This is a genomic window from Parabacteroides sp. AF17-3 (genome assembly GCF_003635445.1).
In the GTDB taxonomy this organism is placed as follows: Bacteria; Bacteroidota; Bacteroidia; order Bacteroidales; family Tannerellaceae; genus Parabacteroides; species Parabacteroides goldsteinii.
In genome coordinates this window covers 66,480-83,160 of the sequence record NZ_QTMM01000005.1, presented here as the reverse complement: position 1 = coordinate 83,160, position 16,681 = coordinate 66,480, and the positions used below count along the sequence as shown (strand labels likewise).

Sequence of the window (16,681 nt, the reverse complement as noted above, 5' to 3'; positions counted from 1 at the left end):
TTAATTGTTTGTTATGTTTAATCTGTTATTTCAAAAGCATTTCATTGTTATCTAATAATTTGCGTACCAACCGGACCTGTTCCCCAGACAAGCGTAAAGTCCTCAACCCTTTCTCATACTCACTTAGTTTATGAAAATCGGTACCGACATAATCATAATACCCTTCACGGAGCAAATGCTCCGCTACCTGCCGGACCTGTTTACCCTGTAAACCGGCTAAAGAAAACAGGTTCAGTTGAAATCTATACCCTTTACTTTTCAAATAAGAATAGTCCTCCTGTTTCATATACCCATATCGCTCCGGATGAGCGATAACAGGCGTATAACCATCCAATGCCAGGTCGAACAGGATTGTCAGAAATTTGTCGTGAGCCGACAAACAGGAAGTCTCAACCAAGACCTGCCTGCCGGGAAGTGTAAATAACATTCCCTTCATATATGCCTCAAAACCATCGTCCAGCATATACTCGGCAGCCAGGTGTAACTCTATTTCCGGAGGACAACATTCCTTCAAAATAGCATACTTTGCACACAGGAGTTCCGGTGTATTATTAGGAAACTCCGCCATAATATGGGGAGTCAGAAATATCCGTTTCACACCGACTTCCTTCATTCTCTCTAATGCAGCGATCGAGTCCATCAACGACTCCGATCCACCGTCCACATTAGGAAGCAGATGCGCATGCACATCTGTCATTCCTTCAAGCAATGTGGTACGGATTATGTTTTTCTTTGAGCTAAACCAGGTCAGCATATTGGAAAATAGTTTTTATTTTTTCTTTTCGTTCCCGTAGCCATAGCCATAGCCGTAACCGTATCCATAGCCATAACCGTAACCATACCCCGAACGATTATAGCGGACACCATTCAGCACCAGACTCATATTCCTGAATTTACCCTGCCTGTATAGCTTTTCCAGTTCAGGTAACTGTCGGCGGTCCATCAATCCGGCACGCAGGATATAAATGGTCAGGTCGGCTACACGGTTTACAATCGCTGCATCGGCCACCAAACCGGCAGGCACATTATCCAGAATGATATAATCATACCGTTTCTTCAACTCCTCGATCAAAGCTTCCAAACGGTCGCTCAATAAAAGCTCGGAAGGATTGGGAGGCACAGGGCCGGTATGGATAATATCCAGGTTTGTGGCAAGTTCCTCTTTTTTTATGATAGAGTTGATGTCATCCACTTTTCCGGATAAATAGTTTGTTATTCCCATGTTAGTGGAACCACTAACATGGCCGCTAAGGGTACCCTTACGAATATCGAGATCGACCAGTATCACTTTTTTTCGGGTCAGGGCAAAACTCATGGCCAGATTCATCGATACAAATGTCTTTCCTGCATTCGGATTGAAAGAAGTAAACATCACCACTTTCATATCCTTCGCTTTCACACGCATGAAATCCATATTCGTACGGACAATACGGAACGCCTCCGAAATACTGTCGCGCCCATTTTCACGCACGACTATTTCATCTTTATTCTTCTTGTCACGCAAAGGAATCTCTCCCAGGAACGGGATCGATACGGCATCTTCCACATCCTTACGTGTACGCACAGTCGTATTCATGACCATCTGCAACCAGATGATACCTGCCGGAATAGCCAATCCCAACACTACTGCTGCCAATAAGATCATCATCGATTTCGGTGCCACCGGACTCCGGCTTCCCTGCGCCGCATCGATCACACGGGCATTACTTTCGGTAATCGCCTGCGACAAAGCATTCTCTTCCCGCTTATTCAACAAGTAGAGATACAACTCTTCCTTGATCTTCTGCTGACGTTCGACAGACAACACATATTTCTGTTGTGTCGGCACAGCCGAAATACGGCGGCTGGTCTGGGCTTCCCGTTCTCTGATATTCTTTATCTTGATATTCAGACCGACAATCAGGTTGTCGATAGCCCGGATAATCGTCTGCTTCATCGCACTAAGCGAATTATTCAGGTCCATCACCACCGGGTTCTTGTTACTGCTATTACCTATCAGTTTATCACGTTTCAGCAACAAGTTGTTGTATTCGCTGATTTGCCCTTCTATATTCACATCGGCAATCCCGGTGTTGGCCGGTATCAGGTCTGAACTCTTATGAGGGTCTGTCAGGTAATCACGTATATATTTCGCCAAAGTCACCTGATTCTCCAGTCCAAGTCCTTCTTTGCTATACTGGCTACTCTCCTGAAGGTACATTCCCGTTTCCGAACTGATGTCCGTCAGCTGGTTTTCCCGTTTATACGTTTCGATATCGGCATCCACACTACCCAACTCCTCTTCAATAATGATCAAACGGTCATTAATAAAGTTGGAGGTGTTCACCGTTACCTGGTTCTTATCGTTTATCGCGTCTTCGTTATACACGGCAATCAACATATTCAGAACATCTTCGGCACGCGGTATGGATACGTCCTGCAACGTCAGGTTGATGATCGTCGCCGTCTTACTGGCCAACGCCACCTGAAGGGAATTGCTATAAGTCAAAGCGATCTCCTCCCTGTTCCGCTTACTTATAGTTACCGCCTTCCCGAAATATTTATCCGCATAATACAACGTAGGGGTCACCACCAGTTTACCCACCGGAGTAGAGACCGTATCGTTCAATGCCACTTTCAAGCTCTTAGCCTCATTCGTCGAGAAACCGGACAACAAAATCTCTTCGGCCGACAAAGGTGTCGCTACCAAGGAAAAAGACTGCGAAGCCTCCGCTTCCGGGAACCGTACGGCTATCGGCGATTGCGTATACAACTCTTCCGTCCGCAACCCGTCCTTTATCGTATAGCTGATATCCAGATTCAACCGTTCAGCCACTACCGACATCAGACGCTTCGACTTGAAGACCAACACTTCGTTGTCCACATTACTTTTTACATTGAACATATTCAGCTCTTCGAAAGCTGCCGACTCGCTGAGCCCTCCTCCCTTGCTATTGTCTTTTATCAGTACCGATGCCGTACGTGTATAGACTTTAGGAGCCCATTTCAGATACAGAACAGCGACTCCGGCACAAACCAGGACAGACAAAACGAACCAATACCAGTTGGCCAACACAATATGGAAAAGGTCACTCAGGTTCAGTTCGTTTTCTTCTCTTCGCAAGTTGATTGTTTCTTGTTCAGAATTCATTTGTAATCCGATTATTTAAAGATTAATACCGCAATCGTAGTCAGCAAGGAGATAACAGAAACCCAGACTCCGATCGAATTATTCTGGTTGATGCTGCTCTGACCCGATTTCGCTTTATTCGGTTCCACATAGACAATATCGTTCTGTTGCAGGTAGTAACAAGGAGAATTAAAAATATCCGCCGAACGCAAGTCATGGAACAGGATTGTACGTTTTCCGTTATTTTCGCGAATCACCCCTACCCGGTCACGACGTCCGTAGATTGTCAGGTCGCCCGCCATACTCAAAGCCTCCAACAATGTGATACGGTCACCGGAGATAGTAAAGCTACCCGGACGTCCGACTTCGCCCATCACGGAAATCTTGAAGTTCAGGAACTGTACCGTCACAATCGGGTCTTTAATCAAATCGCCTTCGATCAGTTTGTTTTTGATCAGTTCGGTCAACTGCATACGAGTCAGGCCTTCCACATGGATTTCTCCCAAGATGGGAAAGTCGATGTTTCCGTTCGTATCCACCAGATACCCTAAAACACGTTGCTGTCCGCCAGTGTTAGAACCCAACTGATAACTTACCATCGGCATATTGAAAGGCAATGCCAGCTCCGGGTCGCGACTGTTCACCATAATAGCCAGCAAGTCGTCACCATGGATAATCACCTCATACTTTTGTTCGATCTCCTGTTGTTTCAACGGAACGACATCCTGCAAATAGATAATTTTTTTAGTCGATGTGCAGGCGGTAAAAAATACCGCCATACACACGACCAGATAGGCCACATACTTCTTAAACATAGTCACTTACAGTATTAATTATGCTCAGGCTTCATGTTTCCCTGCTCTTTCTCGATGTTCTGCGATACCGCTCCATACTGTTCGACAACAATGCTTTCCACGCCACGGTTAGTCTTAACACGAATCGTATATCTTATTACCGCCTGCTTATAAGTGACAGTCATCTTCATGTCGCCACTTACCGCCATACTCTTTGACATTGCGATTTCGGAAACACCTTCACTAGCCAAAACATTCCTTAAAGCAGCCATCAGCATTGCTTCAACATCACCCGTCACTCCTTTACTTTTAGATACGACTTTCCAACCTTCTTTCGCCTTAACGGAAAAGTCTTTCGACACAGCCGTTGTTTTTCCAAGGTTATCCACTTCTTCAGACAAGAGGGTTTCACTATTCGGTTCGGCCGACAAATCTGTAACCACTCTCAACTCGTGTACAGAAAAGCCATCCAACTGCAGGACATAAGATTTATCCGAATCATCATAAATAACTTCTGCATTATCCGTTCCGTTCACATAATGTTTCACTTCCGTGAAATAAACATCATTATCGGCTTCCAGCGCCTTTACCCTTATTTCCAATGGCTTTTCAAACTTGACACCGTCTGGTTGGCAATCAAAGCTAGATAACGCCAATGCAGAAGATGTTGTTTGCGGAGTAGAAGTCGACACCGCCTTTTCGGCCACCTCTTTCAGCTTTTTATCAGCAGCCGGAACAAATGACGTGATTGCTATATCCGTTTCTTTTTCCACTGCGCCGGCAGGAACAAACGCTTCGGTATTTTGCGTAATAACCAGCAAAGCGTCTTTCTCCGGAGTCACTTTAACAGCTTCAGCCTGCTTAGTCAGTATCTGCGAGTAAAATACGGTGGCACCTTTTTCTGCTTTGCTATCCACTGTCACTTCATTTTTAATCGTGATGTATCCGTCTTTGGCAAAGCTCAGTTCAAAAGAACCTTTCTTATCCACCTCGATTTGGTAAGCACCTGAAGCATCCGTTTTTGCCGACACCTTTCCGGCAGATACGGAAACATCCGCCAACGCATTTGTTCCGTCCGTTACCTTACCGGTTATAAAATAGGCTTCTTTTTCCAATGGGTTTTCTACTACTTCGGGAACCGGTTCCACTTCATCTTTTTTACATGAGTTGAAGGACAATCCCCCCACCATCAACGTTGCAGCCAACAGGCTCAACGACCAGAAATTAGTTGTTTTCATACTAAAAATGAATTAATTAATATTTATTATTTGTTGATAATATGTTTATGGGAAAGCTGTTATTTCAATTCTTATCAGGTTTGAATGTTACTTTTCTCTTGATAGAAAAGTAACCAAAAGATCAAGGCTCAACCGGCTTCACTGCTTCGGTAAAAGACTCCACTCGAAAATCCGAAACTCGCTACGCTCAAACAACGGATTTTCTTTACCGTTCCGTCTTTCACCTACGCGGACGTTCACCCGCTTAGGCCTTTCCAAGAAAGCTGTGCTTCCTCCTAGGATGGCCGAGACAGACACCTATATAATATAACAGATCCTCTCTTTTTCAACAGCCGGTATCGGCAATCCCAGAAGAACGCAAAGCGTTCTATGAAAGGCATCAGCTGATGAGCGTTAAACGAAGCAGCCGCAGAGAGCGTCCGGAGGCTGTGCTGTTTGAGCGAAGCGAGTTCACAGACGACAGCGAACGGAGGATGCGAAGTAGCGAAGCAGGTGTAGCCTTGATCTTTTGGCTACTTTTCCATCAAGGGAAAAGTAGGCTCAAATATTTCTATACAGGAAATTATTTTGTAACAATTCTCAGAATCTCCTTCTTCACAAAATCCGGGGCATCATATCCCCGGCTGCCGTTTTCGTCGGGGCGGACTTCGTAGCTGTAACCTAATAATTCATCGCCATACGAGCCGCCATGACGTGCCCTGTATTCATGGGCAAAATATTCAGGTAACCGGAAACGGACGGCTCTGCGTTTCCCCCGCTTCGTTCCCGGAATCGGGAGAGCAAAATGGAAACCACCATTCATCTCACCATCGGTAAACAGGCCATATACCCCGACCGTCACCTCGCCAAAATGACGGCGGCAATCTAACCGGGCTCCCATATCGCCATACACCAACCGCACGGCCGCCAGGTCTATCTGCAAACCATAATTCGGCTCGTTATACCGTCCCCAGACGGAACCCGACACCCTTCTCCAGGTTGACACCACCCATTCCCCGCCATAGCAGGTACTCGACCCGGTCAGTCCGACATTCGCACCCACCAACCATCGTCCCCGGGCCGGTTGATAACGGAGGGCGGCATCCACTCCCATCCGGTTGCCTGTAAAGTTTCCGGCCGTAAGCCGTCCCGACACACCACCCGGCAGACGAAATTCCTGCCGCAGCGTAATCACTCCCGGACGTATATATTTGCGGAAATCAGTCATATTCGTATAAACCGGCAACACGACCTGTCCCGTCAGCACCGCCCCTTTCCAAAGGTCCATCTGGATAGCCGGAGAGATATTGACCGCTACCCCATATAATTTATCGAGCCAAGAATTCTGTAAGAACAGCTCCGGATACAACACAACATCTATCCGTCCCGCCATCTTATTTCTGCGTTCTTTCCCCTTCAGGCGCCGCATCGCCTCATCCGTATCGTAACTCACCTCCAGTGCCACCGTCTGCCGGGGCAGTGTCAATAACAAACGCGGTATACGGTCGTCCAACACCACCAGCTCATACGCTGCCGCCTGTTCTGTCTCCGACAGGCTACGCAAGGCTTCAATCACAGCCGCCAGTCCGCGATACGTACCCCGGTATATATTATCTTCATAGGCTATCGTACAAACCGAATCGGTCTGTGCCACCTGTATCTCCTCCATGCCGAGCGAAAGCAAAGTTTGTTCAGCCGCTTCAGCCACCGATCTTCCCGCCGGTTGTTGCCCCATCAGTACGGCAACCATTCCCCAGGCCATCAGGCAAACCATTCCCAAACGATTCCTTCTCATTGCCGGCCTCCCTTCTTTTTGAGCAATACCAGTTCATACCGTATCCCGCCCGATACCGCTTTCAGGTCGTAACAAAACAGATGTACCGTAAAATGATTGAAAAGACGCACGCTACCGCCCATATTCACCGCACTACCGTCGTACTCCGCCATCAAGGAAAGCGGACGGAAGAAGGCCGGCGAATAACTCATTCCTCCAAAGACTCCGTCACGAACAGCATGCTTACGGAACGGGATATTCCATCCGAATGTAAACGCCAGGTCATGGCCGCCGGGTAGGAAGTGCTTCGTCGCTACCCCATACACCGACGAAAAATAACGGTTACCAGTAACTTCACTGAACGTATTCAGTTGCCCGGTCGTCAAAGCGTCATTGCTCCCCACGACCACCGACGGCCAATACTTTCCCTCTTTCAACGGACGTATCCGCAACGACACCGAACGGTCCTGATTCCATTTACCCGTTTTAAGTTTCATCAACGTACAGCGATAACCGACCTCCAGGCAAGGCAGAAATGTCACATTCAGGAAATAATTCCCGGAATTATAATCCCAGTAATCAGGAAGCATCTGTTCCGGCAAATAGTTCGCCCCCACCATAAACGTCCCGTCCGCCTGCATATCTGCCGTCGGAATATTCAATAATCCCGTCACCCCCATCGAATGTTGAGCGTATAAGGATGAGCCGCCCAGCAAAAAGCCCGCAGCCAAAACAAATAAAACCCTAATTTTCAATTTTTAATTTTTAATTTTCAATTATCAAACCGCCCCCGGTCTATCCAGCCACACCGAAACGTGGCGCAGTTGCTCCCGGCGTTCCGCCAGCTTTATAACCAGTTCGTACTGCAACTCTTCATGGTCTTCCTGTACTACCTGACGGACCAGCCGGGAGATCAGCCGGAGCAAACGAGCTTCGCTGTACAAGAATAGCAGATAAGGCAGATATACATCGGATGATAACAGTTCCAGATCAGTCTGTAATTGCGTATCATATTCCCGATGCAGTTCAGCAACAACACATTGAAGCGGGGCCGACAACCCATCCTCCGTCCCTGCCTCCTGCAAATGTTCGAAAATACGCTGATGATCCGCATCCTCAAACCAGAGATCATCCGTCTCCAGGGCCGAAGCCACCAGGTCGATAAACAGGTACTCCTCCCCTCTCAAACGAAAAGTAGCCTCCGGACACAACAGGCAAACCGTCAGCAAGGCACACTCCGACGAATGCGGCCTGTTCTGCAACCGCCCGATCATCCGCGCAAACTCTTCCCTGCCTAACCGACGGAATAAAGAATCCGGATCTCCCTCGCCAGGAATCAACGCCGAATCGGCATCCATCCCCGCTTCCCGCAAGCGCAACACCGCTTTTTTCGAAGCCGCCTGCCCCGCCTCGTCACCGTCGAGCAACAGACAGGCACGGTTGGTATATTTCTTCAGCAAAACAATATGGCTGTCGGTCAAAGCCGTCCCGCACAAAGCCACCGTATTGACAAACCCGGCAGCATGCATCGCAATCGCATCTTTATATCCTTCGGTAATAAACACATAATCTTCTTTCCGTATCACCGCCACCGCACGGTTGAGTCCGTACAAGGTAGCCCCTTTGTCATACCCGTCGGCTGCCGACGAGTTGATATATTTCGGAACCGAAGTATCTTCGTCACACAACCTACGTGCTCCCATCCCGACCAGTTTTCCATACTCGTCGCGCACCGGAAAAATAATCCGGTTGCGCATCACCTTCCATTCGGCAGGCACCTGCGCAGGCGACATGCCCACTTCAAAATCCAGATAAGCCGCCGAAAGCTCCGAACACCCGCAGGCATAAGGCAACAACAGTTTCATAAAAGCCGCAAAATCCTTTGCAGGCTGTTTCGCCTGTCGTTTGATAGCCATCCGCCCTGTACCGGGCATCACGAAATCCGGCTTACCCTCAGCAAATCTGCCTGCCGCCAGTTTCCTGACCGCGTCACTCAACGTACAATGTTCCATCTTCCTGACAAACTCGAATACATCCCCATGTTCCCCGCAGGCAAAACAGGAATAAGTCTGTTTTTCGGGATTCACCATCAACGACGGATGGTGGTCCGGATGAAACGGACACAGCCCGACATAATTCTTCCCCTTAGGCTCCAAATGCTGATAACCGCCGATCACCTCCTCGATACGAACAGATGATTTTATTTGTTGAAAATCATTCTTCTTCATAACGCATCCGGTTGTCATAGTTAGTAATACGGGTAAATGACTTATTGTAACGGAAACGGGCAATCCCGGTCGATCCGTTTCGTGTTTTCAGTATATATAATTTCCCTACGCCCCGCAGGCTCTCCCCTGTCGTCTCGTCCTTGAAAATACCGTAACGTTCGGGACGGTGAACGAAAAAGACACAATCCGCCACCTGCTCGATCACACCCGAATCACGCAGATCATGCAATTCAGGGACATACGCCTTTTCGACACGTTGTACACTATTACGGTTCATCTGCGACAAGACCAGCACCGGACAATTGGCATCGACCGCCACCTGTTTCGCTCCTTCTATATTACGGCCCACCAACTGGTCCATCGTCTCCCCGGCACGCCCTTTGCGTTCCATCAGATGCAGATAATCGATCACTACCAGGTCACACAGCCCCTTCTTCTTCTGTAACATCACCTGGGCACGGATATTCTCTATGCTATTGCCCGGCGTATGGTCGAAAAAGAGCGGCAGGTCTTCAAACTTTCCCGCCAGCCGTTCCATACGTTCCAGTTCAGCCGTCGTCAGTCCCTCGATACGTAAATGATCAGCATCCACACTAGCATAACCGGCAAAAAGACGGTTCATCGTCTGCATAGCCGTCATCTCCAGGCTGAAGAAACAGACCGCTTTTCCCGAAAGCGCTACATTCATGGCAATATGCATGGCGACAGCCGTTTTTCCGTCGCTCGGACGTCCGCCTTCCACCAACAGTTCACCGTTGTAAAGTCCGCCCGTCACGTAATCGAACTCTTCGATTCCCGACAGGATACGCATTCTGTCATTCCCCGTGTTCAACCGTTCACGATGCATCTGAAGCACCTCGTTGGCCGTACACCCGATACGTTCGAGCGGTTTGCCCACCGTGCATCTCCCACGCAGTTCGAGCAACGACCGCTCCGCCTCTTCTATCAACAGTGTGTAAGAAGACTCGAACCCGGCCGCCTTTGCGCCCAGCGTCACAAAAAGGATGTTCAACAGGCGGAGCATATACTGTCTTTTCACCTCTTCCACATAATAAGGCAAACCCGAAATATGGCGTATGCGTCCTACCAACGAAGCCATTCGTTTAATACCGCCCCATTCCTTCCAACGTTTCTCGTCGGTCTTACGCATTTCGGTATCGACCGTGATCATATCCACCGTTTCCCCCTTGTCGTAAAGATTGCTGACTGCCTGATAGATAAATGCCAGGTCCGGACGGCTGAACATCTCCGGTTTCAAGACGGGAAAGGTGCCCACTATCGCTCCGGCATCGAGCAGCAAGGCGCTGATAACGGCTTCTTCCACCTGTTCCACACTGATGTTGTTTTCTCCTGCGAATATTTTATTTTCGATATTCTCTGTTGCCATGGTCGATTCAGTTAACGTTTTTATTTGGATATTGCTTGCTTCTTCCCCCTATCTTGGCCTCAGCCTCCGACAGGCGTGCTGCGGCATCTTCCGCCTGTTTCGCTTCGTTCGTCCGACTGGTTTTAGCAGTGTCACGCAACTTGTATTCCTTCTCCGAAGCAAAACAGAATTTATCGTATCCGTTTACGCGGATGACAGAGCCGCCCGGTACCCGGACTATCTCTACCAGTTTTCTTTTCTCCAGTTTTTCAAGCAAGCGGCTGATCGAGCCGAAAGGTATTCCCGACAATCGCGACAGCTCACGATACGTGCCTACATACTCCCCTCTGTAACTCATTACCTGGTTATTTCCCAATTTCACCACCCTGTCATCGAAGTTGCATGAAATAAACAAAACCAAATGCAACCCGGCTAACATTTTTTCTTCTTTCTCCAAACTCAATACCCTAGCATATAAGACTCTGGGTACTTTTACGAATGAATGCCCCATATATTCGAGCGCCACCCGTTCATGTTCTTTGTTTTCTTGTCTCATGTGTATTACTTTAACGTGTAACATCTGAAACGCAATTTGAAACACTTTTAAAACGCAACTCATCCGGTTAACAAATGGATTTGAGCTTTTTCGAAACGCTTTTGAGACGCATTACCCTATTTTCTATATATATTAAAGAACTTCTTAAAAGAACATATAAAAAATAAACATTGATTTTCAACTTGCATTACGAAGACAAAAGTAGACGGTTCGGAAACGGATGGCAACCCGCTTTTTTCCGCATTTTATTTCTTTAGAAGGCTTTCTGACAACAGGTTATAAAATTAAAATACGTATTTTTGTGTAAATACAGTTTGTTAAACTAGTATAAACTACGAATGACTCAAATGTGAAGTGAGATATTCTTTCGTACAATTCATTTCAAAAATGGTGAGCAGGGCGGCGGCCAATCTTCCGTAAGAGATATCTCCCAGCAAACCGGCTTCTCTCATTTCGAGAAACAGTTCTATTACTTTCGTCTTTCCCTTTTCATCCAATGGAATTTTTTCAAAAGCCTCGACCAGATTCGTGTATCCAAGTTGAAGCAGGATCAATTCTTTATTGTTTTCGAAAAACTGCATTCGCAGACTATCCCAACGACTCGTGCTTTTCGTGTCATTGCATGCCAGGACAGGGATGAGCATTAATACCAGACCGATTTTATCATCGTTCTTTTCGATTACTTCCTCCAGGTACGTATACGCAAGGTTTCTACCGGTCAAAGCGCCGATTCTTTTTTTACGATCTTGATCAGATCGATATGTTTTTTATGTAATAAATCCATATGGCAATTGTATTATGCTGTCAGAAAGCCTCTTTTAATTGTCAATTCCCTAACTATATAATCGCATACGGATAACTATGTAATCCGTCACGCATAACTATCTGTTTTCTCATTTACGGTTCGCCCAGAAAACGGACGATAACCTGCACCTGTATGGGTGTCAGAATCTTTTTCCCTTTCTTCCATCCGCACCGTTCCAGTTCGTCTGTCAACGAAGGATTGACCTGTACCCATTTGCTTAATCTTTTGGTAGACGATTCAGGTGTCAGTCCCTCTCCATACAGCAATGCCAACTCCTGCCAACCATACGATCTGATCTTGAATTTTCCTTCTTCCATATTTCCTCCTCCGTTGTTTTACATGCCTTGAAGTTACAAAATTAAAACGATATAACCGGCATGATTCTCAATTATTTCAAGAGGAAAAGAGTTAATTGGTAATCAAAATAAGAACAAATATTCATCGATCTTCCCGTTGAAGGATAGATAGGAATTTGCGTTTTTCGGCTGATGTACCTTTGTATTGTTATCGATAACCAACCTGTTAATCGTCAATAGCTTTCGGAGTATTTCCATTGGCATATTGGCACATTGTCAAATTAAAAAATTATTTCCCATGGCTTTAAAGTATCATTTAGTACAGCGTCTTGACAAGAGTAAAGATGCTGCTGCCGGTTCAAAGCTGTATTACGGCCAGATCCGTGCCCAACAGAAACTGGAGTTTAACAAACTCTGCGAAATCATTGCTTCTTATTCTACGGCTTCACGCGGTGATGTCATGTTAGTGATCGACGGTTTGTTATACGTTATGCGCCAACATCTGGAAAACGGCGAAGTGGTCCAGGTGGGCGATTTCGGTAACTTCCGTATGCTGGCTGGCAGCAAGGGGACAGCGGTTGCCGATGATTTCACCACGAGTCTGTTCAAAAAGGGTCGTATCGTTTTCACACCGGGTCCCATGCTGAAAGAAGTCACAGCGAAACCGAAGTTTGAGAAAATTGTACCGATCACCTCATCCGGCAACAGTGGCTCGGGGAGTGACCGTCCTGAAATCGAGTAATGACGCACCATGAAAAAGCTAGATTTCATCAAACAATATTTGCCTCTCGCCCAAAAGGCGGGAGTGCAATTCGGAATGAACCCGGTCATCATCCTGGCCCAGTCCGCCATCGAAACCGGCTGGGGCGAAAGTACACTTTGCAAGGAGCATAACAACTTTTTCGGCATCACGGCTTACGGTCATCCCAACCCTTTCTGGAAAGGCGACCGGAGCGATTTATCTGCCGTCACCGGCCGTCCGACCTTATGGTTCCGCCGGTACGCTTCACCGGAAGACAGTTTCCTCGACTTCGCCCGTCTGATCCACTCTGCCTATCCTGTGGCAGCGACTCTCACCTTCCACCCTACGGCTTACGCCAAAGAGATTGCCTACAGCAAATACATCAGCGAAGTGAACGGTGACAACCGTGCCGCTTACCAGCGTATGCTAGTGTCGATCTGCCGGTCGATAGAGCAGTTATCGGTCAATTAATTTTCAATTTTCAATTTATAATTTTCAATTCCCATGAATGTCCTTGAAACAATTCTCAACTTCCTCACCAGCCTTGCCCGGATCATCTTTCCCCGCAAGCGAAAACCGGCAGCCGGTGACTGCCCCTGTCCTCATCCTCTGCCTGCTCCTACTGAGCCTCCTCTCCCTCCTGATGCGGGAGACGGAAGTAACCCTGACCTGTATCGGAGCGATACTCTCGCTCTCGGACAGGGGGACTGGGGAACCCGGCAAGAAAACCTCCCTCCCGGAGCCGACTGGCTCGGAATGTCCGGATACAGCCTGATGCTGATGGGCGGGGTTGGGTGTTTGTACAAATTATTCCTCTCATAGGCGGGATGACAGAGGTTTGTTTAAAAATGAAATTCGTTAACTCAAGGTTCCCTTCATTTCGAGGGGGACTTTGTTTTATCTATACTTTTATCCTGTCAGCCAGTATTCCCGGCATCAGACGGGTTTCTTTATAGGTTTCGTCCATATTGATATTGGCAATGTAGCGACCGGACATATTTTCTTCGTCGGCCAGATTACTTAAAGCCGGAATAGAGACTGGATTAACTAATCTCTTAAACTTACATTCTACAGCTATTTTATGCCCCGAATTGTCCACTCTATCATATTGTCCCCAAAAATCCTTGAGGAATTTTAGATAGATTGTAAAAAAACTCTCAACTTCCTCACTCGTCTTTATTCATCCCAGCTGTTCATACCGGATCACACGCTGATCGAATTTGAAGCCACGTTGTTCTATATACTTCCTGAAACGGGGATGGTAGGAATAAAGAAAAGTTATCAGTTCTTCCGTATCGGAAAGATTAATGATGTTATGCGTATAACCGAGAATCATTTACTTCTGAATCGCCTTCTTGATCTCTTGCACAATATAAACCACATCCTCATCCGTCACACATGGGCCACTTGGCAGACAAAGTCCTTGTTTGAACAAAGATTCACTTACACCGTTCACATAACAAGGATTATTTTTATAAACGGGTTGCAAATGCATTGGTTTCCATAGCGGACGAGATTCGATACTGGCAGCATCCAAAGCCATACGCATCGCCTCTACATTCTTGTTTGGCTCACAATCCGTATGCAAAGAAGAAGCTTCGTGGGTCACTCCGGCAGCACCACCTACAGCTCCCTGAACAACCACTTCATAAGCATGTTCTTCACCTTTCACATGTAAGTCTGTATCAAGCAGGATTGTATTCAGCCAATAGTTGCTATCGAACCGGGAAGATGGATTTTCATGCAGTACGATTCCCTCTACTCCAGCAAGTAACTCCTTGTAAAGACGGCAAGTGTACTGATGGTGGGCGATATGTTCTTCCAGTACTGTCATCTGCCCGCGTCCGATACCGGCACAGATATTCGACATACGGTAATTATAACCGATCTCTTCATGCTGATAATAAGGATATGACTCGCGAGCCTGGGTAGCATAGAACATGATTTTCCTTTTTGCCTCTTCATCCGGACAAATTAATGCACCGCCTCCGGAAGTCGTAATCATCTTATTCCCATTGAAAGAAAGTACCCCATACCGTCCGAACGTACCGCAAACCTGTCCGTCATACCGGCTGCCTAATCCTTCGGCAGCATCCTCGATAACCGGAATATCATACTTATTGGCAACCGCCATAATCTCCTCAATCTTAGCAGGCATACCATACAGATAAACGGGAACAATCGCCTTCGGCTTCTTACCTGTCTTGGCGATCCGATCTTTAATAGCCTCTTCCAACAACTCCGGGTCCATATTCCAAGTATCCGCCTCCGAATCCACAAATACCGGAGTAGCCCCCAGATAAGTCACCGGATGCGAAGAAGCACAGAAAGTAAAGCTCTGTACAATCACTTCGTCCCCCGGTCCCACACCACAGGCCAACAATGCAAGATGGACGGCTGCCGTACCGGCAGAAAGGACTACAACTTCCTTCTTATTACCTACAAAATGTTTCAGATCTTCTTCAAACCCATTCACATTCGGTCCCAAGGGTACAACCCAATTGGTATCAAAGGCTTCTTGGATAAAAGTCTGTTCTTTGCCGCTCATATGGGCAAGGCAAAGGTAAATTCGTTTGTTCATTATCTATTACAAATGTTTTAATATCTTACATCTATTTCCTACAGCCAAAACCCCATCCGGAATGTCTTTGGCAACTACTGAGCCTGCACCTATAACAGACCATTTTCCGATCTTGACACCCGGTAGTACCGTCGTACCTGCACCGATCCAACAACCTTCACCAACATGAACGTTTCCACAAAGCGTACTATGTGGAGAGATATGCACATAATCTCCTATCACACATTCATGATCAACTGACACTCCGGTATTAACAATGCAATGTTTCCCTATACAGGCACAAGACTGGACAACCGCTCCCTGCATTATAACCGATCCTTCCCGTACAATAGCATAAGGAGAGATCATCGCAGACGGGTGTATCGCCGTTCCAAACTCAACATTCAATTTATGAGCGATAACCTGGCGTATTTTATTATCTCCTATACTTATTATCAGAGGTGAAATATCTTCTTTTCCATGAAAAACCGGATAACCTAAAAGTTCATTTATATTCGGATTATCATCGACAAGACCTTCTATCTCTATATGATTCGCTTTTAATATATCTATGATCACTTTAGCATGACCACTCGCACCGTATAAATACATATCCGTTTAATTATTACCCGTAAAAAACTCCATCGTTGCCTGTCCCTCTTGTGAAATACCTTCCCGGACAAACACTTTTTTTATCGTTAAAAAGAAGATCTTTACATCCAACAAGAACGAACAATGGTCCACATACCAGACATCCAGTTCGAACTTCTTCATCCAACTGATCGCATTACGTCCGTTCACTTGTGCCCATCCGGTGATACCCGGTCGCACATCATGACGACGAGCTTGCTCTTTACTATACAATGGTAGATATTGAACCAATAAGGGACGAGGTCCGATCAACGCCATATCCCCTTTCAGGACATTTATCAGCTGGGGCAACTCATCGATTGAAGTAGAACGAACAAAACGCCCTACGTTCGTCAACCGATCCGCATCAGGCAGTAAATTACCGTCAGCATCCCGTTCATCCGTCATGGTCTTGAACTTGATTACCTTAAATACTTTTCCCCCTTTCCCAGGGCGCTCTTGCATGAAAAAAGCGCCAGTTCCTTTGTTGGCAAAATGCAACCACAAGGTGACAACCAACAATATCGGCCAGATCACGACCAATACACAAAAAACTATGATAAAATCGATCAATCGTTTAAAAAAATGTTTATACATGGATTAC

The 16,681-nt window shown here is 46.6% G+C and carries 19 protein-coding genes; 3 read left to right on the top strand and 16 right to left on the bottom strand.

The window, feature by feature from the left end; all coding sequences use genetic code 11:
• Positions 1-25 precede the first annotated feature (25 nt).
• The 11 genes from DWW91_RS07930 to DWW91_RS07880 all read right to left on the bottom strand — a co-directional run bounded on the left by DWW91_RS07930 (position 26) and on the right by DWW91_RS07880 (position 12,166).
• Complete coding sequence (locus DWW91_RS07930; protein WP_007657032.1) at positions 26-754, bottom strand: tyrosine-protein phosphatase; 729 nt, start codon at positions 752-754, stop codon at positions 26-28.
• A 15-nt stretch (positions 755-769) separates the two neighbouring features.
• The gene (locus DWW91_RS07925) at positions 770-3,130 is read right to left on the bottom strand and encodes a polysaccharide biosynthesis tyrosine autokinase (protein WP_122327404.1); all 2,361 of its coding nucleotides are present in this window, start codon (positions 3,128-3,130) and stop codon (positions 770-772) included.
• Positions 3,131-3,141: 11 nt separating this feature from the next.
• The gene (locus DWW91_RS07920; RefSeq protein WP_007657036.1) at positions 3,142-3,924 is read right to left on the bottom strand and encodes a polysaccharide biosynthesis/export family protein; all 783 of its coding nucleotides are present in this window, start codon (positions 3,922-3,924) and stop codon (positions 3,142-3,144) included.
• Between the two features lie 14 nt (positions 3,925-3,938).
• Entirely contained in the window at positions 3,939-5,141 is a 1,203-nt protein-coding gene (locus tag DWW91_RS07915; RefSeq protein WP_122327403.1) for a carboxypeptidase-like regulatory domain-containing protein, read from the bottom strand.
• Positions 5,142-5,703: 562 nt separating this feature from the next.
• A complete protein-coding gene (locus DWW91_RS07910) occupies positions 5,704-6,915 on the bottom strand; it encodes a YjbH domain-containing protein (protein WP_122327402.1) in 1,212 nt (403 codons plus the stop codon).
• Positions 6,912-7,574, bottom strand: a complete 663-nt coding sequence (locus DWW91_RS07905; protein ID WP_233584446.1) for a YjbH domain-containing protein — start codon at positions 7,572-7,574, stop codon at positions 6,912-6,914. The genes DWW91_RS07910 and DWW91_RS07905 overlap by 4 nt, the downstream gene beginning before the upstream one ends.
• Before the next feature lie 99 nt (positions 7,575-7,673).
• Positions 7,674-9,122 (bottom strand): DNA primase, encoded by a 1,449-nt coding sequence (locus DWW91_RS07900; RefSeq protein ID WP_122327401.1) that lies wholly within the window; start codon positions 9,120-9,122, stop codon positions 7,674-7,676.
• Complete coding sequence (locus DWW91_RS07895) at positions 9,109-10,509, bottom strand: DnaB-like helicase C-terminal domain-containing protein (RefSeq protein ID WP_122327400.1); 1,401 nt, start codon at positions 10,507-10,509, stop codon at positions 9,109-9,111. Before DWW91_RS07895 ends, DWW91_RS07900 begins: the two co-directional genes overlap by 14 nt.
• Before the next feature lie 7 nt (positions 10,510-10,516).
• Complete coding sequence (locus DWW91_RS07890; RefSeq protein WP_122327399.1) at positions 10,517-11,044, bottom strand: MarR family transcriptional regulator; 528 nt, start codon at positions 11,042-11,044, stop codon at positions 10,517-10,519.
• A 332-nt stretch (positions 11,045-11,376) separates the two neighbouring features.
• Entirely contained in the window at positions 11,377-11,766 is a 390-nt protein-coding gene (locus DWW91_RS07885; RefSeq protein ID WP_122327398.1) for a hypothetical protein, read from the bottom strand.
• 175 nt (positions 11,767-11,941) lie between these two features.
• A complete protein-coding gene (locus DWW91_RS07880) occupies positions 11,942-12,166 on the bottom strand; it encodes a DUF4248 domain-containing protein (RefSeq protein WP_007657044.1) in 225 nt (74 codons plus the stop codon).
• A 277-nt stretch (positions 12,167-12,443) separates the two neighbouring features.
• Between DWW91_RS07880 and DWW91_RS07875 the strand changes: the two genes are divergently transcribed.
• From DWW91_RS07875 to DWW91_RS07865, 3 genes are read left to right on the top strand one after another with little or no spacing between them, the layout of a single operon-like run.
• Positions 12,444-12,887: an HU family DNA-binding protein gene (locus DWW91_RS07875; RefSeq protein WP_007657045.1), complete on the top strand. Its 444-nt coding sequence runs from the start codon at positions 12,444-12,446 to the stop codon at positions 12,885-12,887.
• Between the two features lie 9 nt (positions 12,888-12,896).
• Complete coding sequence (locus tag DWW91_RS07870; RefSeq protein ID WP_122327397.1) at positions 12,897-13,358, top strand: glucosaminidase domain-containing protein; 462 nt, start codon at positions 12,897-12,899, stop codon at positions 13,356-13,358.
• Between the two features lie 33 nt (positions 13,359-13,391).
• Positions 13,392-13,709, top strand: a complete 318-nt coding sequence (locus tag DWW91_RS07865) for a hypothetical protein (protein ID WP_122327396.1) — start codon at positions 13,392-13,394, stop codon at positions 13,707-13,709.
• Positions 13,710-13,788: 79 nt separating this feature from the next.
• Here the strand turns inward: DWW91_RS07865 and DWW91_RS07860 are convergent, their stop codons facing one another.
• The 5 genes from DWW91_RS07860 to DWW91_RS07845 form a co-directional block, all read right to left on the bottom strand.
• Positions 13,789-13,986, bottom strand: coding sequence for a hypothetical protein (locus DWW91_RS07860; protein WP_044234851.1), 198 nt, complete (start codon positions 13,984-13,986; stop codon positions 13,789-13,791).
• Between the two features lie 81 nt (positions 13,987-14,067).
• Complete coding sequence (locus DWW91_RS27615; RefSeq protein WP_158599435.1) at positions 14,068-14,223, bottom strand: hypothetical protein; 156 nt, start codon at positions 14,221-14,223, stop codon at positions 14,068-14,070.
• The gene (locus DWW91_RS07855; RefSeq protein WP_122327395.1) at positions 14,224-15,468 is read right to left on the bottom strand and encodes a DegT/DnrJ/EryC1/StrS aminotransferase family protein; all 1,245 of its coding nucleotides are present in this window, start codon (positions 15,466-15,468) and stop codon (positions 14,224-14,226) included.
• A 6-nt stretch (positions 15,469-15,474) separates the two neighbouring features.
• Positions 15,475-16,059: an acetyltransferase gene (locus DWW91_RS07850; RefSeq protein ID WP_122327394.1), complete on the bottom strand. Its 585-nt coding sequence runs from the start codon at positions 16,057-16,059 to the stop codon at positions 15,475-15,477.
• A gap of 6 nt (positions 16,060-16,065) precedes the next feature.
• Positions 16,066-16,674, bottom strand: coding sequence for a sugar transferase (locus DWW91_RS07845; protein WP_122327393.1), 609 nt, complete (start codon positions 16,672-16,674; stop codon positions 16,066-16,068).
• Positions 16,675-16,681: the final 7 nt, after the last annotated feature.

Excerpts from the sequence above, each read along its gene's own strand:
- DWW91_RS07930 (WP_007657032.1), bottom strand. The coding sequence starts at position 754 with ATGCTGACCTGGTTTAGCTCAAAGAAAAACATAATCCGTACCACATTG.
- DWW91_RS07925 (WP_122327404.1), bottom strand. The coding sequence starts at position 3,130 with ATGAATTCTGAACAAGAAACAATCAACTTGCGAAGAGAAGAAAACGAA.
- DWW91_RS07920 (WP_007657036.1), bottom strand. The coding sequence starts at position 3,924 with ATGTTTAAGAAGTATGTGGCCTATCTGGTCGTGTGTATGGCGGTATTT.
- DWW91_RS07915 (WP_122327403.1), bottom strand. The coding sequence starts at position 5,141 with ATGAAAACAACTAATTTCTGGTCGTTGAGCCTGTTGGCTGCAACGTTG.
- DWW91_RS07910 (WP_122327402.1), bottom strand. The coding sequence starts at position 6,915 with ATGAGAAGGAATCGTTTGGGAATGGTTTGCCTGATGGCCTGGGGAATG.
- DWW91_RS07905 (WP_233584446.1), bottom strand. The coding sequence starts at position 7,574 with ATGGGGGTGACGGGATTATTGAATATTCCGACGGCAGATATGCAGGCG.
- DWW91_RS07900 (WP_122327401.1), bottom strand. The coding sequence starts at position 9,122 with ATGAAGAAGAATGATTTTCAACAAATAAAATCATCTGTTCGTATCGAG.
- DWW91_RS07895 (WP_122327400.1), bottom strand. The coding sequence starts at position 10,509 with ATGGCAACAGAGAATATCGAAAATAAAATATTCGCAGGAGAAAACAAC.
- DWW91_RS07890 (WP_122327399.1), bottom strand. The coding sequence starts at position 11,044 with ATGAGACAAGAAAACAAAGAACATGAACGGGTGGCGCTCGAATATATG.
- DWW91_RS07880 (WP_007657044.1), bottom strand. The coding sequence starts at position 12,166 with ATGGAAGAAGGAAAATTCAAGATCAGATCGTATGGTTGGCAGGAGTTG.
- DWW91_RS07875 (WP_007657045.1), top strand. The coding sequence starts at position 12,444 with ATGGCTTTAAAGTATCATTTAGTACAGCGTCTTGACAAGAGTAAAGAT.
- DWW91_RS07870 (WP_122327397.1), top strand. The coding sequence starts at position 12,897 with ATGAAAAAGCTAGATTTCATCAAACAATATTTGCCTCTCGCCCAAAAG.
- DWW91_RS07865 (WP_122327396.1), top strand. The coding sequence starts at position 13,392 with ATGAATGTCCTTGAAACAATTCTCAACTTCCTCACCAGCCTTGCCCGG.
- DWW91_RS27615 (WP_158599435.1), bottom strand. The coding sequence starts at position 14,223 with ATGATTCTCGGTTATACGCATAACATCATTAATCTTTCCGATACGGAA.
- DWW91_RS07855 (WP_122327395.1), bottom strand. The coding sequence starts at position 15,468 with ATGAACAAACGAATTTACCTTTGCCTTGCCCATATGAGCGGCAAAGAA.
- DWW91_RS07850 (WP_122327394.1), bottom strand. The coding sequence starts at position 16,059 with ATGTATTTATACGGTGCGAGTGGTCATGCTAAAGTGATCATAGATATA.
- DWW91_RS07845 (WP_122327393.1), bottom strand. The coding sequence starts at position 16,674 with ATGTATAAACATTTTTTTAAACGATTGATCGATTTTATCATAGTTTTT.